Source organism: Planctomyces sp. SH-PL62 (genome assembly GCF_001610895.1).
Lineage (GTDB): Bacteria > Planctomycetota > Planctomycetia > Isosphaerales > Isosphaeraceae > Paludisphaera.
The window spans coordinates 3,906,764-3,931,322 of the sequence record NZ_CP011273.1; the positions used below are offsets into that span (position 1 = coordinate 3,906,764).

16 protein-coding genes are annotated in these 24,559 nt (G+C 66.3%); 10 read left to right on the top strand and 6 right to left on the bottom strand.

What is annotated here, in order from left to right; all coding sequences use genetic code 11:
- Positions 1 to 163 precede the first annotated feature (163 nt).
- The 3 genes from VT85_RS15210 to VT85_RS15220 all read right to left on the bottom strand — a co-directional run bounded on the left by VT85_RS15210 (position 164) and on the right by VT85_RS15220 (position 2,624).
- Complete coding sequence (locus tag VT85_RS15210; RefSeq protein ID WP_082858624.1) at positions 164 to 562, bottom strand: FHA domain-containing protein; 399 nt, start codon at positions 560 to 562, stop codon at positions 164 to 166.
- Complete coding sequence (locus tag VT85_RS15215; RefSeq protein WP_068416868.1) at positions 559 to 1,116, bottom strand: FHA domain-containing protein; 558 nt, start codon at positions 1,114 to 1,116, stop codon at positions 559 to 561. Before VT85_RS15215 ends, VT85_RS15210 begins: the two co-directional genes overlap by 4 nt.
- Before the next feature lie 518 nt (positions 1,117 to 1,634).
- Positions 1,635 to 2,624: an NAD-dependent epimerase/dehydratase family protein gene (locus VT85_RS15220; protein WP_068416871.1), complete on the bottom strand. Its 990-nt coding sequence runs from the start codon at positions 2,622 to 2,624 to the stop codon at positions 1,635 to 1,637.
- Positions 2,625 to 2,714: 90 nt separating this feature from the next.
- Between VT85_RS15220 and VT85_RS15225 the strand changes: the two genes are divergently transcribed.
- A complete protein-coding gene (locus VT85_RS15225; protein ID WP_068416874.1) occupies positions 2,715 to 4,025 on the top strand; it encodes a hypothetical protein in 1,311 nt (436 codons plus the stop codon).
- Between the two features lie 9 nt (positions 4,026 to 4,034).
- On the opposite strand, the gene VT85_RS15230 is transcribed toward VT85_RS15225, so the two are convergent.
- The 3 genes from VT85_RS15230 to VT85_RS15240 all read right to left on the bottom strand — a co-directional run bounded on the left by VT85_RS15230 (position 4,035) and on the right by VT85_RS15240 (position 9,078).
- A complete protein-coding gene (locus VT85_RS15230; RefSeq protein WP_197490741.1) occupies positions 4,035 to 6,152 on the bottom strand; it encodes an ArnT family glycosyltransferase in 2,118 nt (705 codons plus the stop codon).
- Between the two features lies 1 nt (position 6,153).
- Positions 6,154 to 7,725 (bottom strand): UxaA family hydrolase, encoded by a 1,572-nt coding sequence (locus VT85_RS15235; RefSeq protein ID WP_068416878.1) that lies wholly within the window; start codon positions 7,723 to 7,725, stop codon positions 6,154 to 6,156.
- Between the two features lie 84 nt (positions 7,726 to 7,809).
- A complete protein-coding gene (locus VT85_RS15240) occupies positions 7,810 to 9,078 on the bottom strand; it encodes a PQQ-dependent sugar dehydrogenase (protein ID WP_068416881.1) in 1,269 nt (422 codons plus the stop codon).
- Positions 9,079 to 9,503: 425 nt separating this feature from the next.
- Here VT85_RS15240 and VT85_RS15245 point away from each other — a divergent pair, with 425 nt between their 5' ends.
- The 9 genes from VT85_RS15245 to VT85_RS15285 all read left to right on the top strand — a co-directional run bounded on the left by VT85_RS15245 (position 9,504) and on the right by VT85_RS15285 (position 24,508).
- The gene (locus VT85_RS15245) at positions 9,504 to 11,240 is read left to right on the top strand and encodes a GspE/PulE family protein (protein WP_068416883.1); all 1,737 of its coding nucleotides are present in this window, start codon (positions 9,504 to 9,506) and stop codon (positions 11,238 to 11,240) included.
- A gap of 307 nt (positions 11,241 to 11,547) precedes the next feature.
- Positions 11,548 to 12,660: a type IV pilus twitching motility protein PilT gene (locus tag VT85_RS15250; protein WP_068416886.1), complete on the top strand. Its 1,113-nt coding sequence runs from the start codon at positions 11,548 to 11,550 to the stop codon at positions 12,658 to 12,660.
- 356 nt (positions 12,661 to 13,016) lie between these two features.
- Positions 13,017 to 14,732, top strand: coding sequence for a GspE/PulE family protein (locus tag VT85_RS15255; protein ID WP_068416889.1), 1,716 nt, complete (start codon positions 13,017 to 13,019; stop codon positions 14,730 to 14,732).
- Positions 14,733 to 14,799: 67 nt separating this feature from the next.
- Positions 14,800 to 16,044 (top strand): type II secretion system F family protein, encoded by a 1,245-nt coding sequence (locus VT85_RS15260; protein ID WP_068416892.1) that lies wholly within the window; start codon positions 14,800 to 14,802, stop codon positions 16,042 to 16,044.
- Between the two features lie 176 nt (positions 16,045 to 16,220).
- Positions 16,221 to 17,393, top strand: coding sequence for a type II secretion system protein (locus VT85_RS15265; RefSeq protein WP_068416896.1), 1,173 nt, complete (start codon positions 16,221 to 16,223; stop codon positions 17,391 to 17,393).
- 82 nt (positions 17,394 to 17,475) lie between these two features.
- On the top strand, positions 17,476 to 19,143 hold the full coding sequence (locus VT85_RS15270) for a type II secretion system protein (protein WP_197490743.1): 1,668 nt from the start codon (positions 17,476 to 17,478) through the stop codon (positions 19,141 to 19,143).
- 4 nt (positions 19,144 to 19,147) lie between these two features.
- Complete coding sequence (locus tag VT85_RS15275; protein WP_068416900.1) at positions 19,148 to 20,629, top strand: prepilin-type N-terminal cleavage/methylation domain-containing protein; 1,482 nt, start codon at positions 19,148 to 19,150, stop codon at positions 20,627 to 20,629.
- Positions 20,626 to 22,074: a hypothetical protein gene (locus VT85_RS15280; RefSeq protein ID WP_068416903.1), complete on the top strand. Its 1,449-nt coding sequence runs from the start codon at positions 20,626 to 20,628 to the stop codon at positions 22,072 to 22,074. Before VT85_RS15275 ends, VT85_RS15280 begins: the two co-directional genes overlap by 4 nt.
- Positions 22,075 to 22,210: 136 nt before the next feature.
- Positions 22,211 to 24,508: a type II secretion system protein J gene (locus VT85_RS15285; protein WP_197490745.1), complete on the top strand. Its 2,298-nt coding sequence runs from the start codon at positions 22,211 to 22,213 to the stop codon at positions 24,506 to 24,508.
- Positions 24,509 to 24,559: the final 51 nt, after the last annotated feature.

Sequence of the window (24,559 nt, forward strand, 5' to 3'; positions counted from 1 at the left end):
CAATCCCTACAATGACAGCCTGTTTTTCGAACTATAACACCGCGGCGGCGGAAATCCACACGATGCACCCGATCGCCCATCGATCCGAAGCAGCCGCCGATCCGCGAGCCTTCCGCTCCGATCGCCGGGGTATACGGCCCTGCTGAGAGGAGGACGCAACGGCTCAGACGTCGTCCAGGGGGACCAGATCGATCTCGGGAGGCTCGTCGGCGCCCTGGGGCGAAGCTGAAGTTCGTCGCGACGCGGAGGCCGGGGACGGCGAGGCCCCCCTGGGGATTTCCTCCTCGACGCGGAAGATCAGGGGGCCGATGGCGATCTCGTCGCCCCTGAAGAGCTGGGTTTCCGCGACGTCCCGACCGTTGACTCGCACGCCGTTGCGGCTGCCCAGGTCCCGGATGAACAGGCGGTCGTAGGCCAGGGCCAGGCAGCAGTGGCGGCGGGAAATTTTGGGGAGGTCCAGTCGAAGGTCGCATTCCCGATGACGGCCGACCAGATAAATCGGCCTCTGGAGCAGGATGCTCGGCCCGCTTCCTTTGATCAGGGGCGTCAGCTTGAGGATCATCCCGAGGAGTTCTCCGCATGGGAGTTCGCGACCTCGATCGGGGTCGAGTCGGAGGACTCCTCATCGTCCATCTTGACGATGACCTGGATCCGACATCTCTGGGCTACCGATCTGGGGAGCTTCTCCCGAACAGCTGCGGCCAACTCCATCTCGCACAACGGGAAGGGCGTCGGGAGGGCCAGCGCCGCAACGCCGTCGGTGTGGGAGCCATTCGAGCGGACAGGGAGGAGGGGGTCGGCCGAGGAGGAATCGGCCAGCGTCCGGTCGTGGCCCAACCCGTCGTCAAGGCGATAGCGGATGTGGGCGATCGAGAGCTCGTCGCCGACCTTGAGGCGTCCCATTTCGACGCGCTGGCCGTTGATCCGGATCCCGTTCGTGCTGCCCAGATCACGGACGAGGATGTCCCCACCGTCGTGCGTCATGCAGCAATGGTGTCGGGAGACTCGCAACGACTCCAAACGCGCATCGCACGCCGGGTGCCTCCCTACCACGATCATGGCGCGATCCAGGCTGATGTCTGGACCTTCGTCGAGGGCCACGAGTCGGGCGATCATGGGACTTGATCCTCGGACGATTCCAAGAGAGAAATCATGCGGATCCCTCATCTCGGAAAGTCATCAAGCTACTATAAACGAGAGTCTGCTCGCTCATCCACCAGTCGAAAACACTAGTCTACACGAAAGGCGTCATCCAAGTCCCCAGGGCGATCGAAGCCTCGGGTTCCATGACCTGGCCCGTTGCATCAACTTAACCGCATTCCCCCCCGGACGACGACAAAAAATCCTCGAAGAAACCGCAGAAAATCTTGAAACCCTCTCGATTTGCTGGAAAACGACCGGAAAAACGCCGATTCAGTGAGCCATTCAAGAGCTTTATAAGACTGGCCAAGATTCGGCAAGGGACCTCGACCATCCCGCAGGATTGTGATTGTATCGCTGAAGTCCAGTTCCGCAGGCGTTTTGCGGCTCTTTCCGTCGCCTCCTCAAGCCCCCTGCGAGGCCTCGATCCAGGCTTATGACCACCGGATGGCGTCGGCTTCACGAGTGTGAGCAGCCCTGTTGATTTTTATCGACTAAAGAGGTCGGCCGGCTCGCAACCAATTGATGGCGTCGGCCAGAGATTCCCGAATGGGACGTGGATTGAGGCTGAGTTCCTGAAGACTCTTCGAGGAATCAAAGTGCATGAGGCGTCTCGCAAGCCTGAGCCCCGTCACGCTCGCCTTCGGCGAGACGCCCGAGACGTGATCGGCCCAGAACTCGCTGAGATGAGCGAATCCCAGGCCGATTGCGTAAGGAACGCGCCAACGCGGCACTGGCGATCCGGTCAATTCGGACAGGATATCCAGAAGTTCCACCAGCGCGAGGTTCGCGCCGCCCAGGAGGTATCGCCGACCAGGTCGGCCGACTTCCAGGACGCGGGCCAGGCCGATCGCGACGTCGCGAACGTCGATCAGGTTCAGCGTGCAGTCCATGACCGCCGGCAAGCTCCCGTTGCAAAAGTCGCGGATCAGTCGCGTGGGAGGGGAGCAGCCTCGATCGCCGGGGCCGACCGGCATGGTGGGGTTGGCGACGACGACCGGCCGTCCCTCGCGGGCGAGTCCCATCGCGAAGTTCTCCGCGCGGAGCTTGGAGAGGCAGTACGGGCCTACCGCGTCGCTCTCCTCGATTCGCACGTCTTCATCAATCAACCCGGCGGCCCCCGACTTCGTCAGGATGCTCTCGGTGCTCGTGTGCAGGACGCGCTCCGCGCCCGCGTTCAGGGCCGCTTCCAGGACGTGAACCGTGCCCTGGTGGTTCACCGCCTCGAACTCGCGACGGTCGCGGAGCCAGAGGTTCGGGTTGGCGGCCAGGTGGTAGACGAACCGGCTCCCCCGCAGGGCTTCGTCGAGCCCTTCGCGACGCCGGATGTCGGCGAAGACCACCTCGACGCCTTCCGGCAAGTGGGCCACGCCGGCCCCGGGCCGCTCGACGACGCGGACCTGGCGTCCGAGGGCGATGAGATGCTCGACGAGGTGGCTGCCGATGAACCCCGCACCCCCCGTCACCGTCGATAGCCCGTTCATGAGCCCCCTTGTTTCCTTCGCATACGCGGACCTGTAGCATGTGGCGAATCAACGATCGAAAAGTCCGTTCGACCATTCGGAGTCGTCGAGATGCCCCACGCTGGATTTCGCACTCTGTCCTCGCGCGCCGTCGCGCTGGGCGCTTGCATCTCCGTCTTGCTGGCGACGGCCGCCACGCCGGCCAGGTCGGAGATTCTAGCAGGCGCGGCCGTCCGGGTCATCACGCCCGACCCGCTCCTTCCGGTCTCGGGCGGGATGGGGCCGACGAAACCCGCCGGCGAGAAGCGCGGGGAGTTGACGGCCCGGGCGCTCGTGCTCCGCAAAGGCGACGCCTCCGTCGGCGTCGTGGCCCTGGACCTGCTCGGATTTCCCTCGGTCCTTGGCGATCGCGTGCGGGCCAGGGTTCCTCGCCTCCCCGGCCCGAACATCCTGATCGGGTCCACACACACCCATAGCGCCCCGGACTGCTACGCGCTGCCGGACGGCAAGGGCGGGCATTCCGGCGATCTGGCCTACATGGACCTCGTCTGCGAACGGGCCGCCGAGGCCCTGAACGAAGCGCTGGACCGCCTTGAACCGGCGCGACTCCAGGTCGCGACCGGAGAGGCCCGAGGGAAGATCGCCTACAACTACTACGCCCCCGAACTCTACGACCGGCGGATGAGCGTCATCCGTGCGATCGCCCCGGACGGCAAGACCCTCGCCACCCTGGTCAACTATGCGATCCATCCCGAGGTGCTCGGCAATGGCCTGGGCATCCTGAGCCCGGATCTCGTGGGCCCGCTCTGCGAGACGATTGAGGCGGAGTCCGGCGGCGTCGCCCTGTTCGTCAACGGCGCCCAGGGGGGGATGGTCACCGCCGACAATCGCCGGCTCGTCGAACCGATCGACCCCGGCGGTGCTCACTCGAAGGACGAGCGGAGCTGGGCCGAATGCCAGCGGATCGGCCGCCTGATGGCGACGGAGGCCCTGCGGATCGTCGCCGACGCTCCCGTTCAGGAAGACCCGAAGCTCGCGTGCCACGCAAGGACCGTCCGGTTCCCGGTCGAGTCCGACCTGATGTGGGCCGTCGTCACCGGCTCGCCACTCAGGTATCCGCACGGCGATGATCGGACGGTCTCGGCCCGGATCAACCTGGTGGAAATGGGCGACGCCCAGATCTTGACGATCCCGGGCGAGGCCTTGCCCAACATCGGGTTCTACCTGAAGCGGAAGATGCGAGGGAAGCACAACCTGCTCTTCGGCCTGACCAACGACGCGTTCGGATACATCCTGACCCGCGTCGATTTCCAGAGCTTCCCGAGATATGACTACATCTCCCGGACGTCGCTGGGCGAGGAGACGGGAGAAATCCTGATCGAGAACGCGCTGGGGCTCGTCGAAGAGGTCGCGAAACCTTGATCCGGCTCGTCAGCGCACCTCATAAAGATCCTGGTCCATCCCGATGGGCATCGGCCTGCCGAGGATTCCGGAGGCGACCCACTCCGCGAACCGCGCGGGCGTGACGAAGTCGGTGAATCCGTATCCCGCGGGGTCGCGGTGGCGGCGGATCTCCTTCCAGTCCACGTAGACGTGCGTGATCTTCCGATCGAGGAGGGTCCGCCTGAATTCCTCCGGGGTCTTTCCGGCGGCGAGCGTCTCGACCGTCTCGGGATTGAAGACGGTGTTGTAGAGGACCGGATGCCGGACGTGGAAGACGGCCGCCTGGCCAATGAGGAGGATCTTCGCGTTCGGCGGGAGGTTGGCGTCGATCGCGGCCAGGGGGCCGTTCAGCCGTCGCGGGATGTCGTTTCGCAGGAACTCCAGGTCCCCCGTCCACTCGTTGAGCCCCGACAGCGCGGTGGACACGAACGCGAGGTTCGTCGCCACGGCCAGCGCGAGCACGCCGGCCCGGACGAACCGCCAGGCCAGCGATTTCGTCCAGTCGGCCCCCAAACCGGCCATCACTGCGGCGGCGGGGAGCATCGGCAGCCAGAAGCGGTCGAGTCGGTGGGTCAGGAACCACCACGAGACGAACATCCAAGCCAGGTAGATCGCCAGCCAGGCCGACACGCGCCGAAACCTCGGGTTCAGGAAGGCCAGGGGGGCGAACGCCGCGTACAGGGGTGACTGCCAGTCCGAGCGCCCGGCGACTTCGATCAGCGAGTAGCGGAACAGGGGCCACGTGATCGGCCTTGGGCCGTGGGCCCGGCTCCACTGCAACTCGCGGGCCTCGGTCCAGTCGCGACCCCCGAACACCGGATACGCCAGAGGATAGACCGGATTGCCGGTGTCGACCACGTTCTTGATCATCCAGGGACTCATGACGACGGCCCAGCCCAGGATGAAGGCGACCACCGGCCGCGCCGACCGCCCGCGCCAGGCTTCGACCACGCTGATAACACCGAACGGGATCACCGACGGCAAAATCGCCGTGTACTTGCATGCCATGGCTCCGCCGGCGAGAAAGCCCAGCATCGCCCACAGACGCGTCGGCGACGGCTCCGGGGAGCGCCGACCTTTCACGAAGGCCCAGAGCAGGGCGGCCTGGTAGCAGTTGAGCGGCCCTTCGACGTACGCGATGACTCCGAGCCGATAAATCCAGGGGGTCGACACGTAAATGAGAGCCGCCAGGCAACCGGCTCGCCAGGTTCCGAGTCGGCTCGCGGTCGAGGCGATCAAGACCGCCGCGCACGGCGCGTAAAGCGCGACGAGGAGCTGACCGACGAGCCCTCCCCACCACCAGTCGCCCAGGATCTCCATCCCGAGCAGGTGGAGCATCTCCACGCCGAACGGCATGTTCGTGTACACGTTGTGCGGGAGGAACGCGATCCGCCCGGCCTGGTAATACTCCTTCGGCCCCTGGAGATGGTAACTCAGGACGTCGAAATCGATGGCCGGCAGCATCGACCCCAGGAGCATCAAAACGACGAACGGTGAGACGACCGCGGCGGCGATCGCCGCGCCCGGCTCGAACCGTGGACGCCCCCATCGCCAGAATTTCGAGCCGTAAGCCCCCGCGACGCCGACCACGACGAGCGCCAGACGGACGAGCCAGGTGTTGGGGACCGCGAACCGGCCCACGATCATCGTCGCCAGGCCGAGGACGACCGTACCGAGCGCGTAGTCGATCGCGAGCCGCGTCGCGACTTCGCAGGTCGCTTCCATCCGGAACTTCCGGAGGAGCCAGTCGCCGATCCCGATCGCGGCCAAAACGGCGAGCGCCGCGGCGGCCACGATCGGCAGGCGTTGCGGGAGGTTTTCGAGGTGGCTCATCTCCTCCACGGCCTTCCCGAGCAGGGAGTCGTGGAAGGTCACGCCGGGGACCAGCCCGGGGAACGAATCCAGCAGCAAGATCCCGCGCGTGATCGCCCCCTTCGGCGAGGGGGCGTTGGGGAGCGGCTCCGACAGGAACCAGCCAAGCCAGCCCAGCTCCAGGAGCGCCAGGATGATGAGCGGCCAGCCGCTGCGTCGCATCAAGCCGAGGTGGGGGACGGGGGCGCTGGCGGCGGCCGTCGGCGGGCCGGGGACTCGTTCGCGGTTGTTCATGTCAAAGCGTCGGCCCGATGTTCCACGGAACGAACTCGTCCTCACCCATGCCGACCCGCTCGCTGCGGGTGGGCTCGCCGCCGGCGACGTCGAGGATCTGTTCGAAGAGTCGGCGGCCCACGCTCTCGACCGATTCGCCGGCGAGGATTGTCCCGGCGTCCAGGTCCATATCGTCCTTCATCTTCTCATACATCGGCGTGTTCGTGGCCACCTTGACGCAAGGGGTCGGCTTGAGGCCCAGCACGCTCCCCCGGCCCGTCGTGAAGACCAGGACGTTGGCGCCACCGGCGACGAGGCCCGTGGTGCAGACCGGATCGTATCCCGGCGTGTCCATGAAAAACAGGCCGGGCCCTCGGACGGGTTCGGCGTACCCGATCACATCGACCAGCGGGCTCGTGCCCGCCTTCGCCAGCGCCCCGAGCGATTTCTCATAGATCGTCGAGAGCCCGCCCGCCTTGTTGCCGGGGGACGGATTGTTGTTGATCTGGGCCCCGAACACCCCCGTATACCACTCCCACCACTTGATCCGCTCCACGAGCTTCCGCCCGACTTCGGCCGAAACGGCGCGTCGGGTCAAAAGGTGCTCCGCGCCGTAGATCTCCGTAGTCTCCCCCAGGACGGCCGCCCCCCCTTGGGCGATGAGGAGATCGGCCGCCACGCCGAGCGCGGGATTGGCCGTGACGCCGGAGTTGCCGTCGGAACCGCCGCATTCCAGGGCCAGGCAGAGTTTCGACGCCGGCTGCTCGGTCCGTCGCCAGGCGTCGGCCGCCGGCAACAACCCTTCCACCGCCGCGACGGCCGCCTCAACCGTCCGGGCGACCCCGCCCTCCTCCTGGATCGTGAAGACGCGCGGCGGGAGGCTTTTCTCCGCGGCGGATTTGGCACCCGCTTTGGGCGTCAGTCGGAGGTGCTGGGTCTCGATCAAATGCTGGGCGTAGGCGCCCTCGCATCCTAATCCCACCAGAACGTAGGCCGCGACGTTGGGATGGTTCACGAAGCCGGCCAGAACGCGCTCCAGGATCTGATGATCGCTCCCCTCGAAAGGAAGCCCGCAGCCCCCCTTGTGCGTGATGGCGAACACGCCGTCGATGTTGGGATGCGACCTTCGGAAGTCGCGGCCCCGAAACCGCTCGGAAATGAAGCGCGAGGTGCTCGCCGAGCAGTTCACGGTGCTGACGACGGCGATGTAATTCCGCGTCCCCACCCGCCCATCGGGGCGAAGATAGCCCCGAAAGGTCCGCGGAGCCTCCGGCTGTCGCCCCGGCGCTCGCTCCGAGGCGTAGGCGTAGTCTCGCTCGAACAGGTCGGCCCGGAGGTTCTGGACGTGGACGTGGTCCCCGGCCCGGATCGGCTTCGAGGCGAACCCGATCACCTGGCCGTACTTCCGAACCGGTGATCCCTCGGCCACGTCGCGGACGGCGAGCTTGTGCCCGAGCGCGATGGGCGCCAAGGCCTGGACCGAGACGCCGCCGACCTCGACACGCCCCCCCGCTGGGATCGGCGCGGGGGCCACGGCCACATCATCTTCGTCTCGCAGCAAGACGGCCTTGAACCTGCCCGATTCGGTCGCCATCACGGTCCCTCGCGGAAAACGTTCCGAATTTCCAACACGAGCGAGGGAGCGAATCGGCCAGGGCCGGCTCGCTCCCTCGCGACTTCACTTCGACGCCGAGACGACCTCGTGAATCCGGCCGTCGAAGGCCAGGATCAGAAGCTCGCCGTCGGGGGTCTCGGCGAATGATGCGATGTTCAGCTTCGTCTGCGGCGTCACTTCCAGCAACTCGCCGGTCGACGTCACCTTGCCATGCTCGTACTTCAGGCCCCAGACGCGGCCCGAGTCGTAGTCGCCGTAGACATAGAAGCCCTTGAGTTCGGGGATGGCCTCGCCGCGATAGACGTGGCCGCCGGTGATGCTCAGGCCGGCGTCCGGGCGGTCGGCCGTCGGCTTGTGGGGATACTCGGCCAGCGGCGGTCGGATCTTCGACGCCGGGTCCGGCTTCTGTCGACGCTGGGGCTGGAAGGCGTGGAAGCCCTCGCGGATGCTCCAGCCATAATTGCCCCCCGAGTCGATCTTGTGGACCATTTCGTAAAGGTTTTGCCCGACGTCTCCGGCCCAGAGGTCGCCGGTCTCACGGTCGAAGCTGAATTTCCAGACGTTCCGCAGGCCGATGGCATAAACCTCCGGCGCCCAGTGGGCGTGGGCCTTCGACTTGACCGCCGGGTTGTCGGCCGGGATGCCGTAGGCCTTCCCCTCCGCCGGGTGATCGACGTCGATCCGCAGGATCGACCCGAACCAATCCTTGGGATTCTGGCCCGTGGACAGCGGATCGTCCCCCGCGCCGCCGTCTCCCAGCGTGATATAGAGGAATCCGTCGGGGCCGAACACGATCGTCCCCCCGTTGTGGTTCTCCCAGCGATCCACGTCCGAGACCCAGATTCGCTCTTCGCTGGCCGGATCGGCCTTCAACGGGTCGTCCGACGAGACGGTGAACCGCGAGACCACCGAACGCCGTTCGGGGCCGTCATTCGCCGAGTAGTAGACGAAGAACTGGCCGTTCTGCTTGTATTTCGGATGGAAAGCCAGGCCGAGCAAACCCTCCTCATTCCCCTTGTTGATCGGGTCCGGGAGCTCGAGGAAAAGCTTCTTCTCCGAGGTGTCTCGCGGGCTGGCCGGGAACGACCAGATCTTGGCCTGGTGCTGCTCCACGACGAAATAGCGACTGCCGTCGTCCGCGGGGTAGTCCAGGGCGACCGGCCGGTCGAAGCGGAGGTTCGGGTAGGCGACCTGGGTCTCCACGACAGGGAGGTGGGCGGCCTGACCGAAGGCCGGCGTCGCCGCCATGGTCAGCGCCAGGCAGGCGGCCGAGACGATCGGGACGGCCCCGGACCGGCTCAGGCGCGACGACTTTGAGGGGAAGGGATGCAAGAGCTTGATCTCCGAAGGGTGGCCCGATTCCAGTGACGCTCGCGGCTCGGCGTGCAAGAGCCGCGCCGACAACTAAAGTTGTGGGGAGGCGGGCCGCAAGTCAAGCCGCCGGCGACGGCCGCGCAGACGGAACTCGGGACGGCGAATTCCATAGGAATTGCTTGATGGGGAAATTTCGGTCTGGTACTTTGAATTCGGCATCATCGATTCCGATACATTCCCTTCATCGGAACCCGGCCTGGGACGACCGAGGTCGTTCGTCGCCGTCACGCCATGGTTCTTGTGTCCGTACTTGACGTTACGCCATACTAGCGCGCCCCCGCCGCTCGGACCCGCTCGCGCCGGCCCGTCGTCGTCGGACGTGCCGCGTGGATCCAACGCGCGTCCCGTGCCCCCCTGCAAATCCTCCTGGGAGTTGTGTCGTCATGGCCAAGAGTCGGGATTGGACCGAAATCCTCATTCGACGCGGCGTGATCGGCCCCGATCAACTGAAGGAAGCGGAACGCTCCGGAGGGGAAGTCGAGGACGCGCTCGTCAAGCTCGGTTACGCCGACGCCACCGACGTCGCCAAAGCCAAGGCCGAGCAACACGGCCTCCAGTATGTCGAACTCCGCGAGGTCGAGATCCCCGCCTCGGTGATCGGCAAGGTGCCCGAATCCCTCGCCCGCGAAAACATCGTCATGCCGATGGCGGAGAACGGCGGCTCGATTCGCGTCATCATGCATGATCCGATGGGCTTCGAGACCATCGAGAAGCTCCGCTTCGTCCTCAACCGTGAGATCGAGGTCGCTCTCGCCCCGCGCGAGGCGATCATCGAGGCCATCAATAAATACTATGGAGGTTCCGCCGGGGAGACCGAGTCGGTCGACACGATGCTCGGCGAATGGACCGACACCCAGATGGACTTCATGGAGGACGGCGAGGGGGGGAAACGCTCCACGACGAACACCCTCGAAGAGGGGGACGCGCCGGTCATCCGGCTGGTCCACCTCATCATCGAGGAGGCCGTCCGCAGCCGCGCTTCGGACATTCACATCGAGCCGTTCGCCGAGCGGGTCCGGATCCGCTATCGAGTCGACGGCGTGCTGATGGAACGCGACTCCGCCCCCCGGCGACTCCTCGGCGCCATGGTCAGCCGGCTCAAGATCATGGGCTCGATCGACATCGCGGAGAAGCGGCGGCCCCAGGACGGCCGGATCAAGATCAACGTCGCGGGGAAGGACATCGACCTTCGCGTCAGCATCCTCCCCACCACGCATGGCCAGTCGGTGGTCATGCGAATCCTGGATCGCGACAACATCAAGGTCAGCCTGCAGGACCTCGGCTTCTCGGACGAGGACTTCGCCCGGTTCAAGCAACTCATCCGGCGGCCGAACGGCATCCTCCTGGTCACCGGACCGACCGGTTCGGGGAAGACGACGACGCTCTACGCCGCCCTCAACGAGTTGAACCGACCCGACGTGAAGATCATCACGGCGGAGGACCCGGTGGAGTATTACCTCCCCGGAGTCAACCAGTGCGAGGTCAAAGCCAAGATCGGGATGACCTTCGCCCGCATCATCCGGGCGATGCTCCGCCAGAATCCGAACATCCTCCTCGTGGGCGAAATCCGCGATCTGGAGACAGCGGAGACGGCGATCCAGGCCTCACTGACAGGACACTTGGTTTTCAGTACATTGCACACGAACGATGCGCCCAGCGCCATTACACGTCTGGTCGACGTCGGCATCCAACCGTTCCTCGTGGCCAGTTCCGTGCTTGCAGTTTTGGCTCAACGCTTGGTGCGAAAGGTCTGTCCCAAGTGCAAGGTTCGGTATGAGCCCCCGGCCCACGTCCTGGCCAGCCTGGGACTCCGTCCCGAGCTCGCCAAGAAAGCGAATTTCGCTCGAGGGAAGGGCTGCTCGAACTGCAACAAGAAGGGCTATCGGGGCCGTCTCGGGATCTACGAGTTGATGATCATGAGCACCCAGGTCCGCGAGATGTCCTTCAAGGGCGAGTCGACAATGGCGATTCGTAAAGTCGCCCGAAAGCAGGGGATGCGCACACTCTTCGAGGACGGGGTGATCAAGGCGATCAAGGGGATTACCACCCTCGACGAGGTCTTGCGGATCACCCAGCACGACGTCAGCACCACGCCTCAGCCGGCGGCCGAGAAAAAGTAGTCTATCTTGGCGTGATACCGGTCGATGGGTAAGGGGAGCTTCCCCGCCAAGTCGGCCGGAGATCGTCGCTTCGCTCCGCCGAAGGCACGGAGCGGGAAGTATTCCAAGCACTTGCGCGCTTGATCCAGCCACGCCAGATCGAAATAATGAGGTAGGCCGAGAGGGGCGCGGTGCGATCGCCTAAGTCTCTCTCGGACCTCAGGAATTCGATGGACGCCTGGTCTTCAGGACAAAGTCAACTCCAGCACGAAGCGGATCCGACGACCCGTCCACGTTCCATCGAGATCCAGGGGAGGCCAGTCACGGCATGGGCACGATCCTCATCGACAAGCTCCTCCAGACGGTTTGCACGCAGCGCGCCAGCGACCTGCACCTGACCGTCGGTAGCCAGCCGATGCTGCGGCTGCACGGTCATATGCGCCCGCTCGCCACGAAGGTGCTCGAACCGCCCGACACGGTGGCGCTCATGAAGAGCATCACCCCCGAGCGCTGCCAGCAAGAGCTTCAGGAAGTGGGGGGGACCGACTTCGGGTTCGCCTTCGGCGAGATGGCTCGATTCCGCGTCGCCATTTTCAAGCAACGCGGCAACATCGGGCTGGTTCTCCGGCGGATTCCCAACGAGTTCCTCACGTTCGAGCAGCTCGGCCTGCCTTCGGTGATGGAAGAGTTGATCCAGCGCCCTCGCGGCTTGATCCTGGTCACCGGGCCCACGGGCTCGGGCAAGACGACCAGCCTGGCCTCGATGATCAACTGGATCAACCACAACATGGACCGGCACATCATCACGATCGAGGACCCGATCGAGTATTTCCACAAGCACCAGAAGTCGCTTGTGAATCAGCGCGAGATCGGGATCGACGTGCCGGACTTCCCCGAGGCGATCCGTCGCGCCCTCCGAATGGACCCGGACATCATCCTGGTCGGCGAAATGCGCGACCTGGCGACGATCCAGGCCGCCATCACCGCCGCCGAGACCGGTCACATCGTCTTCGGCACCCTGCACACGAACTCGGCGGAAGGGACGGTCAACCGGATCATCGACGTCTTCCCCAAGGAGCAGCAGGACCAGATCCGCACGCAGCTCTCGGTCGCGATCATCGGGGTGCTCGCGCAGGCGCTTCTGCCGCGCAAGCCCAAGGGGCTGGTGGCCGCGTACGAGATGCTGGTGGTGACGCCGGCCATCTCGAACCTGATCCGCGAGAACAAGACGTACCGGATCGACTCCTCGATCCAGACCGGCCGCAAGCACGGCATGATCCTGCTGGACGACAGCCTCTTCAACCTCTGGAAGCAGGGGCTCGTCGAGGAGCAGGAGGTCCTCTACAAGTCGCGCAAGGTCAACGAGCTTCGCGAACGGATCGAGAACGCCAAGAAGGGCATCTTCGACGAGGAGGAAGGCGAGGAGGAAGGCGAAGGTTGATCCGGGCCGTCCTCGGCGGGGCCCGGCTCCCCGGGCCTTGTGCAATCCCCGGCCCGCGCGTCACGAGGCGTCCGGGCCGATGTATCTAAGATGTACACGTTGAAATAGGTTCAAACGCGATTGGATCCGGCGGGCGGACGGGCTGGGGACGGCGGCGACCTTCGCGGCCGGCGCCCGGCGGGCCGCCCGCATCTCGAACCGCCGGCAAGGCGGACGCGACGCGGGAGGGCCGTCCCGGCCCTCCCGATCCTCTCTTCTCGACACCAAGACACGACAGGTCCGACGACGAGGCGTGGAAGGGGGCCCCTGGGGCCTCCCGGGGACGTCCCGCGCGTGAATCGATCGGGGGCGACGGCATGGCGCGACGGCTCGGCACGATCATGGTCGACATGGGCTACCTCGACGAGGAAGGGCTGATGCGGGCCCTCGAGGAGCAGAAGCGCGGCGCCGGCGAGCTCCTCGGCAAGGTGATCGTCCGGCTCGGGCTGGCGAAGGAGGACCACGTCCTCAAGGCGCTCGGCGAGCTGCTGGGGATGAAGGTGATCCGGCTGGGGGACACGACGATCCCGGCCGAGATGACCGAGCTGGTCAACGAGAGCATGGCGACGGCCTTCAAGGTCGTGCCGATCTCGCAGAGCAAGAAGGACAAGAGCGTCACGGTGGCCATGGCGGAGCCCCAGAACCCCTCGACCCTGTCCGACCTGGGGTTGTTCCTGGGGGTGCCGGTCAAGGGGGTGGTCTCGACCGAGGCCGACGTGACCGCCGCGATCGAGCGGATCTACGCCGGCCACCACGAGTCGATCCAGGACGTCGTCAAGCAGATCGAGCAGGACAAGGGCCTGCAAAAGATGGCCGGGCGGAACGAGAACACGATCGACCTCGAGGCCATCGAGGAGATGGCCGAGGCCGCGCCGGTGCGCAAGCTCCTGAACATGGTCCTGCTGCTGGCGATCAAGGACAAGGCGTCGGACATCCACTTCGAGCCGTTCGAAGAGGAATACAAGATGCGGTACCGGGTGGACGGCATCCTATACGAGCTGGTCCCCCCGCCCCGGCACCTGGCCGCGGCGATCTCCAGCCGCATCAAGGTCATGTCCAACCTCGACATCGCCGAGCGGCGGCTCCCCCAGGACGGCAAGATCCAGCTGGCGCTGGGGGGCAACAGCGTGGACATCCGGGTGTCGACGCTGCCGACGATGTTCGGCGAGAGCGTCGTGCTGCGGATCCTCGACCGTTCGGTGGTCCAGCTCGACCTCAAGCGGCTGGGGATGCCGGGCGACACGCTGGTCCGCTGGATGGAGGTGATCCAGAAGCCCAACGGCATCATCCTGGTGACCGGGCCGACCTCCTCGGGCAAGACGACCACGCTCTACGCCACGCTGAACGAGCTGAACAAGATCGAGGATAAGATCATCACGACCGAGGAGCCGGTCGAGTACGAGATCGAGGGGCTGATCCAGGTCCCGATCAACCCCGAGATCGGCGTGACCTTCGCGGCCTGCCTGCGGTCGATCCTGCGGCAGGACCCGGACAAGATCCTGGTGGGGGAGACTCGCGACCTGGAGACGGCCGAGATCTCGATCCAGGCCTCGCTCACCGGCCACGTCGTCTTCACCACGCTGCACACCAACGACGCCCCCTCGGCCGTGACGCGGCTCCGCGACATGGGCCTGCCGACGTTCCTCATCACCGCCACGGTGGAGGCCGTGCTGGCCCAGCGGCTCGTCCGGCGGCTCTGCGCCAACTGCAAGACCGAGTTCATGCCCAGCCCCGAGGTGGTCATGGAATTGGGCCTGACCGCGGAGCAGGCCGCGGGCCAGAAGTGGTACTACGGCAAGGGCTGCGACCGCTGCAACAACACCGGCTACAAGGGCCGCCAGGGCATCTACGAGCTGATCGTGATGAACGACATCCTCCGCGACATGATCGTCGCCGAGGTCTCGCTCGACGACTTCCGCGAGGCCTGCCGGAAATACGGCATGAAGACCCTCCGCGAGGCCGGACTCGAGGCCATTCACGAAGGCCGGACCAGCATCGAAGAGATCATGCGCGAGACGATGACCGAGATCTGACCCCCGAGCCGACCCGCCCCGCGATCCGGAAGAACCACGCACCAACGCCCGCGGCAGGAGAAAGCCGATGCCGACGTTCCAGTACGAAGCGATGGACCACACCGGGCGCGAGGTGAAGGACGCCATCGACGCCGCCACCCAGGAAGAAGCCCAGCAGCTCATCCGTCAGAAGGGCTTCTTCGTCACCAAGATCTCCGAGAAGGCCAAGAAGACCCGCCGCGCGGCGACCGCCAAGAAGGGGGGCCGGCGCAAGAAGAAGTCGTTCACGATCGGCCGGATCTCGACCAAGCAGCTCTGCACGTTCACCCGGCAGCTCTCGACGCTGCAGGACGCCGGCCTGCCGATCCTCCGCAGCCTCAAGATCCTGGAAGGCCAGTGCAAGCCCGGCGTCCTCAAGAACGCCCTGGCGGACGTCGTCGAGGACATCGAGAGCGGCCAGACCCTCTCCGAGGCGTTCGCCAAGCATCCCAAGGCCTTCGACCGTCTCTACTGCAACATGATCAAGGCGGGCGAGGCCGGCGGCGCCCTGGAAGCCATCCTCCAGCGGCTCGCCGACTTCAAGGAGAAGGCCCAGTCGCTCAAGCGGAAGATCAAGGGGGCGATGGTCTACCCGATCGTCGTCATCTTCGTCGCCTGCGTGATCGTCGGCTTCATCCTCTACTTCATCATCCCCAAGTTCGAGGCCATCTTCAACGACTTCGGCGTCCCCCTGCCGAACATGACCAAGGTGCTGATCGAGGCCAGCCACTTCCTGATCAAGTACTTCTACATCGTGTTCCTGGCGCCGCTGTTCTTCTGGATGTTCATCAAGCTCATGTACCGCAACAAGACCGGCGCGTACATCTGCGACCGCATCCTCCTCATGATCCCGGTCATGGGGACGATCGCCGAGAAGTCGACCGTGGCCCGGACCATGCGGACCCTGGGGACGCTCGTCCAGTCCGGCGTGCCGATCCTGGAAGCCCTCTCGATCGTCCGCGAGACGGCCGGCAACGCCGTCTTCGAACGGGCCTTCACGCGGATCTACGAGAGCATCCGCGAGGGCGAGACCATCGCCCAGCCGCTCCGCGAGGCCCGGATCGTCGACGACATCGTCGTCAACATGATCGACGTCGGCGAGGAGACGGGGGACCTGGACACCATGCTCAACAAGATCGCCGACAACTACGACGAAGAGGTCGAGGTGGCCGTCGAGTCGCTCGTCAGCCTCCTGGAGCCGATCATGATCGTCGTCCTCGGCGGCATCGTCGGCTTCATCGTCATCGCCCTGTTCCTCCCCCTGATCACGCTTATCACCAAGCTCTCGGGCTGAGGCCGGGCCGGCGGGGGGCGGCCCTGTCCGCCCCCCTCGAAGGCCGCGTCGTCGGGCCGGGCGGATCCGGCCCGACGCTTGAAAATTTCGAGAAACGTCGTACTTCGATACGTGAGAACGGACCCGCCGCGACGGCCCCTTCGGCCCTCGCCCCGGCTCCTCGGAGGCCCGGACCGATGACTCGCCCCTCGACCCGCCGACGCACCCCGACCGGCCCCGACCGGCGCGGCTTCACGCTGGTGGAGCTGCTGGTCGTCTTCGTCATCCTCTCGATCCTGATCGCCCTGCTCCTGCCGGCGATCAACGGCGCGGTCCGCACGGCCAAGAACACCGCCGCCTCGACCAACCTCAAGCAGCTCGACCAGGCCCTCGCCGCCTTCAAGTCGAAGTACGGCGACTATCCCCCCAGCCGGGTGATCCTCTACGAGAACGGCTACTTCCAGACCAGCGACACCACCGCCCTCGCGGGCGCCGCCCCCCAGGCCGACATGACCCGCGGCCAGCTCGCCCAGCGTTCGCTGATGTACCTGAGGAAGTGCTTCCCCAAGGTTACGTTCAGCACCTCGGGGGCCGTCTGGACGGCGACCGACAAGCAGTGGTACGACTTCAACGGCAACGGCGTGTTCGAGACGACCCCCTACATCCTCCAGGGGCATCAGGCCCTGGTCTTCTTCCTCGGCGGGCTGCCGCAGGCCATGGGCGACGGCACCTACGCCATGACCGGCTTCGCGAAGAACCCGGCCAATCCGTTCACGCCCAGCGTCCCCCCGACCACCCCGGTCGCCGCCCCCACGTTCTTCAGCAACAACCGCGAGACGCCGCTGTTCGAGTTTGCCGCCGACCGCCTCCAGGTCCAGGACCCGACCGCCGCCGTCCTCTTCCCCGGCTACATGGACAGCCTGGGCAACTCGCTGGGGGCCGACCAGATCAACTTCATCGCCTACTTCAGCGCCTACGGCAACAACGCCTACGACCCCAACGACGTCAACTTCCCGACCGAGCTGGACGGCAGCCTCCCCGCGGCCCCGATCCTCTCCCGGATCAACGTGCGGTTCCCGGTCCGGACGGCGGCCAGCGCGACGACGACCAACATCGCCGTCTCCCCCTCGCCGAACCCGTACACCAACACGACGACGAACGCGGCGGCCGTGGGCTACATCAACCCCCAGACCTACCAGCTCATCTCGTCGGGCGTGGACGGGCAGTTCGGGCCCGGCGGCCAGTACAAGCCGAACGCCACGACCGGCGTGCTGCCGTTCGACGCGGCGACCACGGTCTCGGCGGACCTGAACGTCCGCCTCCGCGAGAAGGACAACCTGACCAACTTCCACGGCGGTCGGCTCGACTGATCGGCGGCCCCCACGAACGCGAGATTCCCACGGGCCCGGGGCCGTCCCGGGCCGGACGCGAAGGCCGGAGATGGATGCGAACATGACGACCTCTCCCCGAAACACGATCCTCGACCCCCGGGGCGCCCCCCCGAGGCGCGGGTTCACGCTGATCGAGCTGATCGTCGTGATGACGATCATCGGGATCATCGTCACGCTCATCCTGATCGCCTCTCGCGACGGCATCCGCCAGGCCGAGGTCCGGGCCACCCAGGCCCTGATCCTCAAGCTGGAGTCGGGCCTCAACGACCGGCTCGACGCCCTCATGCAGCTCCGCCCCGACCCCAACTTCACCCACGGCTACCTGGCGGGGGTCTACCCCACGGGGGGCGGCAACGAGGCCGACGGCGCCCCTTACATGACCCCCCCCGCGCTCTTGCCCACCGGCTATCCCGACACCAAGGTCCGCACCACCGGGCGGGCCCTGGCATTCGCCGTGGCCGACTATCTCAAGAGCGAGATGCCCGACGTCTTCGTCATCCAGCACGGGCTCTCGGGCACGCCCGGAAGCCAGGACTACCCGATCAACTTCGCCGCCCAGCCGTTCCCGGGGACCGCCATCAACGCCCAGGGGAATTACGTCCTCCCGCTGGGGCACGCGGTGCAGGGGCCTCGCGGCGTCGACGCCGTGACGAACTGGGCCACCGGTTACGGCGACGGCAACATCAGCACCGGCATCTTCTACTCGTCGAACCCCCAGCTCGGGCTGACCGGCCGGGGGATCTACGGCGCCTCGTATTCGGTGGCGGCGGGGATCTACAAGAACCTCGGCTATCTGCCGGCCGGCTACGACATGGTCGACAACAACAACAACGGGCTGATCGACGAGTGGAGCGAGGGGGTCGACGGCACGAACGAGGCCGACGTCCTCGCCCGGCTTGGTCAGCACACGCACGAGACGGCGCGGTCGGAGATGCTCTACGCGTTGCTGGTCGAGGGGCAGGGGCCCCTGGGCTCGATCTTCAACGCCGACGACTTCAGCGACCGCGAGGTCCGCGACACCGACAACGACGGGCTCCCCGAGTTCGTCGACGCCTGGGGCAAGCCGCTCCAGTTCTTCCGCTGGCCCATGCTCTACCACTCCGACACCCAGCGCGGGCAGAACATCGGCCCCGACCTGACCGACGCGGCCGCCCCGCTCCGACTGCTCCGCCCGTACGACTCGATCTACCAGGCCCGCGAGCAGAACCCGCTCGACCCCAACCAGACCCTCATGGCGCCCGATTGGTGGCTGGAGTCGGAGAACGTCTCCCCCTTCGCCGCCGGACCGGGGACCCCGATCAATTCCAGCGGCGGGGTGGTCGCCTTCGAGACCTACTTCCACCGACTTACCGAGCCGATGCAATACACCACGGCGTCCACCGACGCGGCGAAATACTGGGATCGGGGCGGCTACACCGGCCTGGGCTACCGGCGGGCCTTCTTCAGCAAGCCGTTGATCCTCTCGGGGGGGCCCGACCAGCGGCCGGGGGTGGCGATGTTCCCCAATCCCTTGTCGCTGGGGACGATCGACACGGCCGTCGCCGGCCTGATCTCGTTCGAGAACAACGCCATGCCATTCGACCCGAACGAGGTCGGACTCACGCCGAGCGGCGTGATCCCGGCGGCGAAGTTCGAGATGCTGGGCAACCCGAAGTCGTTCGAGCTCTGGGACGCCGGCCAGGACGACGTCACCAACCACAACGTCAACCTCGTCGGATCGGGAGGCTGAGACCATGAAGCGCCTTACGCCGCCGCGATCCGCCGGACGCCCGCTTCGCGGCTTCACCCTGGTGGAACTGCTGGTCGTGCTGCTGATCGTCGGCATCATCGCCGCCGTGGCCTTGCCCGTGGTCATCCCGGCGATCAGCCACCGCCAGGTCAGCGAGTCGGCCCGGATCGTCCAGGGGGGCCTGATCGCCGCCCGCGACGCCGCCCTGCGGACGAACACGCCCCACGGCATCCGCTTCCTCCCCGATTCGACCTATAACGGGATCGATCCGAACGAGCCCAATCCACTCCTTCGAGGGCAGATCAACCCCTTCCGCACCCTGGCCTCGAATCGGTTCATCCCAATCGAGCAGCCGCCGGGATACTCGGAGGGGAAGGTCTTCCTGAACACCACAACGAGGGCCTTCAACCTCCAGTTCGACAACGCTCCCTCCCTGACGGGGCCGGGGGGCCTGCCCAGTGCCGCGGTCTATGACTCCGGCCGGCTGTTGATGATCATCCAGTCGAGGTTTCGGACGGTCTACGACAGCTCGGGGAATCCGCTCTACCCCCTCGAATCGCCGACTTCGTGGTTCTGGAACGTCCGCAAGGGGGACAAGATCCAGGTCAACAATACCGGGCCGTTCTTCACCGTCGTCGGCCCGATGGACTTCGACAACCCGGAGAAGTTCGTCAACGTGGATCCGGCGGCACCGGCGCTCTGGTTCAACCATCCGGTCAGCGGGTCGAAGTATTACCCCGAGTTCCTCTTCGTCGTCAACGGTGAGGACGATGACAAGGACGGGTACATCGACAATGGCTACGACGGGCTCGACAACAACCTGATCAACGGCATCGACGACCTCGGCGAATGGTCGGAGGCGGAAAAATGGCCGGCCGCTTTCATGACCGCTAGCCCGAGCGTGGTGGGCCAAGCGTTCAACGGCGTCCCCTACACGATCATCCGTCGGCCGGTGCCGTCGCCGGGGGCGCGGGAGACGGTGCTGCCGTCGAACGTGGTGGTGGACTTGACCACGTCGTTCCTGACGGCCGAGCGGTCGCGGCTGCCGGTCGATCCCTACTCCGGGAACGTGGACATCCTGCTCGACCCCAGCGGCCGGGTGGTGCCGTCGACCCAGTATTCGAGCCCCGCGTCGTTCGGGATGGCCTCGTCGTTCTATCACATCTGGCTGGCGGAGCGGAGCGACCTGGCGGAGGTGCAGACGACGGGGACGGCGCCCAACGTGACCGCCGTGCCGTTGATCTCGGGGAGGGACTTTCTCTTGCCGATGCCGCTGGGCCAGAACTTCGGGGCCTCTCCCAACGCCTACGACGCGTTGGTGGACGCGAATCCCACGCTCCCGTACCTGAAGGGGGAGATGCGGCTGCTGACGCTGTTCACCCGGACCGGGAACCTCATGACGACCGACCGCCCCGTGTTCGACGTGACCACGGTGGAACGGCCCTACCACGCTCCGCAGCTCGGCGAACAGGGAGACACGCCATGATCCGACCCGGCGACCACTCCGACCGGCCGGGCCGTTCCGGCATCACGCTGACGGAAGTCCTGATCGGGATCATGATCCTCGGGGTCGGCCTGATCTCGATCGCGACCCTGTTCCCGATCGGCATCATGCGTCTGCGCGAGGCCCAGCGGCAGTCGCGCTCGGCGCTCCTGTTCGAGTCGGCCGCCGCCGACATGGCCGCGCGGAACCTCGTCAGCGCCGATTCGTTCGTCTACGCCGACTTGCTGAACATCTATGCGAGCGGCGCGTCGTGGTATCCCTGCCAGGTGAACCCGAGGACGCCCGACGGCCTGTTCAACCCCCTGCTGCAAGACGCCGCGTCCTACGGAGGCGACGTCTACACCGGCGTCGCCCCGACCGACCTGGTCGGGCTCGACACGACCAACCCGATTTTCCACGTGCGCGGCAGCTCCGGGCTCCCGTTCGCCTACGACCCGCTCTGGCGATACAAGATGACCATGTATCCCCACGACGCCGCCGGCCTGGGCAGCGTGTCCGAGGGCCGCTTCGGTTCGGGGATCGGCTTCATCCGCGACGACCCGGGCGGCGGGGCCCCCAGCGCCCACGGGCTCCAGCGGCTCACGAACTTCAACGGCCGGGTCAAGAGCAGCTACACCAGCGGCGGCGTCGCCTACCCCATCTACTTCATGCAGACGACGAACACCATCCCGTCGATCTTCGTCTCGCCCGAGGACGTGGTCTGGAACGAGATCAACAATCCGACGAACAAGAGCCCGGTCCTCCCCGACCGGACGATCAGCGGCAATGGCGAATCCGTGAACGACTGGCGGTTCTCCTGGCTGTTCACCGGCCGGTTGACCAGCTCCAGCAACGCGGCGACCTTCGACGGCGACCTGGTGATCTACGAGAACCGCTCGTTCGACCTGGAGTTGATGAAGAGCCCCCTCGACGGCACCACCGACGTCTACAAGCCGGCCGACGAGACGGTCGTGGAGGCCGTGTACGGCTACAGCACGAAGGTGAGCGTCGTCGCCGGCAACACCGTCGGCTACGGCACGGCGTCCGACCGCACGGTGCTCCTGCGCTGGCCTGCCGCGATGGCCGACCCGGTCGTCAAGAACGGGGACTGGATCTGCGACGTGACCTATGAGCGCCAGCAACTCGTCGCCTTCGACCCGAGCTCCGGCGGCGGCCGATTCGTGGGCGTCCCCAACCCGCTCAACGGCGGCAAGTGGGACAACATGCCGGCGCAGCGGGCGTTCTGGTATCAGGTCGTCAAGCACTCGCCGGCCGTGACGGACGCGCAGCTCGGCGCCGCCTATCGCAGCATGGTGGTGCAGGTCAACTCGACGCTACGCGCCCGGACGCCGCTGGTCCAGTCGTCCGGCGAGCCGGCGGTCGTGAACGCGGCCCTGATCGCGCCCCACGTCGTCAACGTGATCCCCCAGACCATCGTCATCCATTAATGAACTGACGTGACCTCGATCGAGTCCCGTCGCGCGGGGCTCGGCCGTCGCATCGCCGCGATCGTTCGACCCGCTCCCCGCCCGCCGCGCCGTCCCTTTCGGGGCCGGGCGGGCCTTCCCGTGCAGGGGCCCAGTCGTGAAGCTCTACCGCCGCATGAACACGAAACTCCGCCGCCGCCGACGAGGCGTGACGCTCGTCGAGATGCTGGTCACGCTGGCCGTGCTCCTGCTCATGATGGCGCTCGTCGTCCAGATCTTCCAGGCGGCGACCGGCTCCATGAACGCCGCGCAGGTCTACCAGCGGCTCGACGACGACCTGCGGCGGGTCGACTCCACGCTCCGCTCCGACCTCGCCGGGGTCACCGCCAAGCTCACTCCCCCGAACGACCCGAAGGACAATCGGGGCTACCTCGAATACGGCGAGAACGAGTACGCCGACAACGACGGCGAGGACGTCGACGACTACATCCGATTCACCGCTAAGGCCCCCGCCGGCCGCCCCTTCACCGGCCGCATGTGGACCAAGCCGGCCAACGTGCTGGACGGGACGGGCGCGTCGGTGCCGATGTATTCGGATCTGCTGTCCGTCGATGCGCGCAAGGAGTCCCAACCTGTCACGGTCACCAGCGAGTATGCGGAGATCATCTACTTCCTCCGCAACGGCAACCTCTACCGCCGCGTGCTGCTGGTCGCCCCGGAGTTGCAGTCGAGGATCGTGAACAGCTACTCGGACACCACGGTCGCGAACACCAACCTGGGCTATTTCCCCATGTCGCCGGGCGGCGCGCCGACGTTCGCCTGGGGCTTCTTCCCCAATCCCCTGGGGGCCCTGAAGGTGAGCTGGCAGGGGGTGAACGACCTCTCGGCCCGGCCTGCGGCCCGGGGCCTGGCGTCCGACACCGGCGCCAACAACTCCGTGGTCCTGAACACGCTCGCCGACCTAACCGACCGCCACAACCGCTTCGCCATGCCGCGGTTCTCCGACGACTTCATCCTCGCCAACGGCGCGGCCGGGCCGGACGGCATCCCCGACGACGCCAACGGCGACAACGTGCCGGACTGGTACCCCACGCTCTATCCGAACGTCATCGACGATTCGATCGCCGGAGGCGTGACGACGCGGGGGCTCTGGAACGTCCAGGACCCGAGCAACGCGATCACCGGCAACGGCAACCTGTTCCCCCGGCGCGCCAGCCTGGGGTTCCCGTTCGTCTTCCGGGGCGCCTATTCGCAGGCCCAGGCCCTGAACAATTACGCCTTCGGCTGGATCCACGCGCCCGCCCCCTTCGCCACCACCGGCGTCGGGGCGTCGCCTCCGATCTACCAGTTCGACCTCGATCCGGTCAACTATCTGAGATATCTGAACCACAACCCGCTGGACCTCGGCGACAACCTCCCGGCGCCGAACACTTCCAGAGGCAACTGGCAGAACCTTCAGTCGCTCTGGCAGTTCCCGACGTGGCGCGAGACCCTGGCGCCGGAGTGGAACGACCCGACCTTCCGGATCAATCAACCGGCCGTCGGCCATGCGTTCCCCAACGGCCTCGCGCCGCTCGATCCCGCCTCCGAGGTCGCTTTCGGCCACGTCGACCGGTCGTCCGCCCGCCGCGCGACGCTCCTGCCCCCCCTGACGGCCGACTGGCGCGGCGGGCGCAAGGCTCAGCCCTACACCGACGGCACGGGCTCGGACACCGGTTTCTTCAGCGGGGACCCGACGGACCCCCTGTGGGCGGGCTACAGCTGGGAGGACGACCTGATCCTGACCAACGTCCGCAGCTTCGACATCAAGGCGTTCGACCCGGCCCTGGCCGACTACGCCGACCTCGGCTGGGGCGACGACTGGCGGGTCACGGACGGCCCGAATCGACTCCCCGGCGCGCGGGCGGTCGAAGGGGCCACCAGCATCGGGGAATTTAAGTATCTAGGAACCAACAACATACTCCCCTATCTCCGGGGCAACATCGACGCCGTCCGCCGCGCGTTCCCGATCTTCACCAGCCCCATCGCCTACGCCTTCATCAAGGGCTCGGCGTACAACGCGGTGGAGCAGACGTTCGCCCACGAGGGCCGGATGCCGCCGCTGGTGAACGACTGGCGGTTCGACGCCCAGTACGGGGCCGCCGCCGCGGGCACCTACGACGCCGCCGTCTACCCGAACTACGACGGCAACATCGGCGACGACTCGCCCGGCGTGGCCCGGCTGCGGCGGGTCTGGGACTCCTGGTCGACGACCTACAGCAAGGCGCCGGCGACCGGCGTGCGGAGCGACGGGTTCCCGTACGGCCCGCCGTTCACGCCGCCGATCTACCCCTCGTATCCGCCGCCGTACCCGGCTCCGCTGCGGGGGGTCCAGATCCAGATCCGGGTGACCGACCCGACCAATCAACGCATCAAGGTTCTCACGATTCGTCAGGATTTCACGGATAAGCTCTGACGACGACGAAGAAATTCGGAACGCGCGGACGCCCGACGGCGTCGAAACCAG

Excerpts from the sequence above, each read along its gene's own strand:
- VT85_RS15245 (WP_068416883.1), top strand. The coding sequence starts at position 9,504 with ATGGCCAAGAGTCGGGATTGGACCGAAATCCTCATTCGACGCGGCGTG.
- VT85_RS15270 (WP_197490743.1), top strand. The coding sequence starts at position 17,476 with ATGACGACCTCTCCCCGAAACACGATCCTCGACCCCCGGGGCGCCCCC.
- VT85_RS15275 (WP_068416900.1), top strand. The coding sequence starts at position 19,148 with ATGAAGCGCCTTACGCCGCCGCGATCCGCCGGACGCCCGCTTCGCGGC.
- VT85_RS15235 (WP_068416878.1), bottom strand. The coding sequence starts at position 7,725 with ATGGCGACCGAATCGGGCAGGTTCAAGGCCGTCTTGCTGCGAGACGAA.
- VT85_RS15225 (WP_068416874.1), top strand. The coding sequence starts at position 2,715 with ATGCCCCACGCTGGATTTCGCACTCTGTCCTCGCGCGCCGTCGCGCTG.
- VT85_RS15210 (WP_082858624.1), bottom strand. The coding sequence starts at position 562 with ATGATCCTCAAGCTGACGCCCCTGATCAAAGGAAGCGGGCCGAGCATC.
- VT85_RS15265 (WP_068416896.1), top strand. The coding sequence starts at position 16,221 with ATGACTCGCCCCTCGACCCGCCGACGCACCCCGACCGGCCCCGACCGG.
- VT85_RS15230 (WP_197490741.1), bottom strand. The coding sequence starts at position 6,152 with ATGAACAACCGCGAACGAGTCCCCGGCCCGCCGACGGCCGCCGCCAGC.
- VT85_RS15215 (WP_068416868.1), bottom strand. The coding sequence starts at position 1,116 with ATGATCGCCCGACTCGTGGCCCTCGACGAAGGTCCAGACATCAGCCTG.
- VT85_RS15255 (WP_068416889.1), top strand. The coding sequence starts at position 13,017 with ATGGCGCGACGGCTCGGCACGATCATGGTCGACATGGGCTACCTCGAC.
- VT85_RS15260 (WP_068416892.1), top strand. The coding sequence starts at position 14,800 with ATGCCGACGTTCCAGTACGAAGCGATGGACCACACCGGGCGCGAGGTG.
- VT85_RS15280 (WP_068416903.1), top strand. The coding sequence starts at position 20,626 with ATGATCCGACCCGGCGACCACTCCGACCGGCCGGGCCGTTCCGGCATC.
- VT85_RS15250 (WP_068416886.1), top strand. The coding sequence starts at position 11,548 with ATGGGCACGATCCTCATCGACAAGCTCCTCCAGACGGTTTGCACGCAG.
- VT85_RS15220 (WP_068416871.1), bottom strand. The coding sequence starts at position 2,624 with ATGAACGGGCTATCGACGGTGACGGGGGGTGCGGGGTTCATCGGCAGC.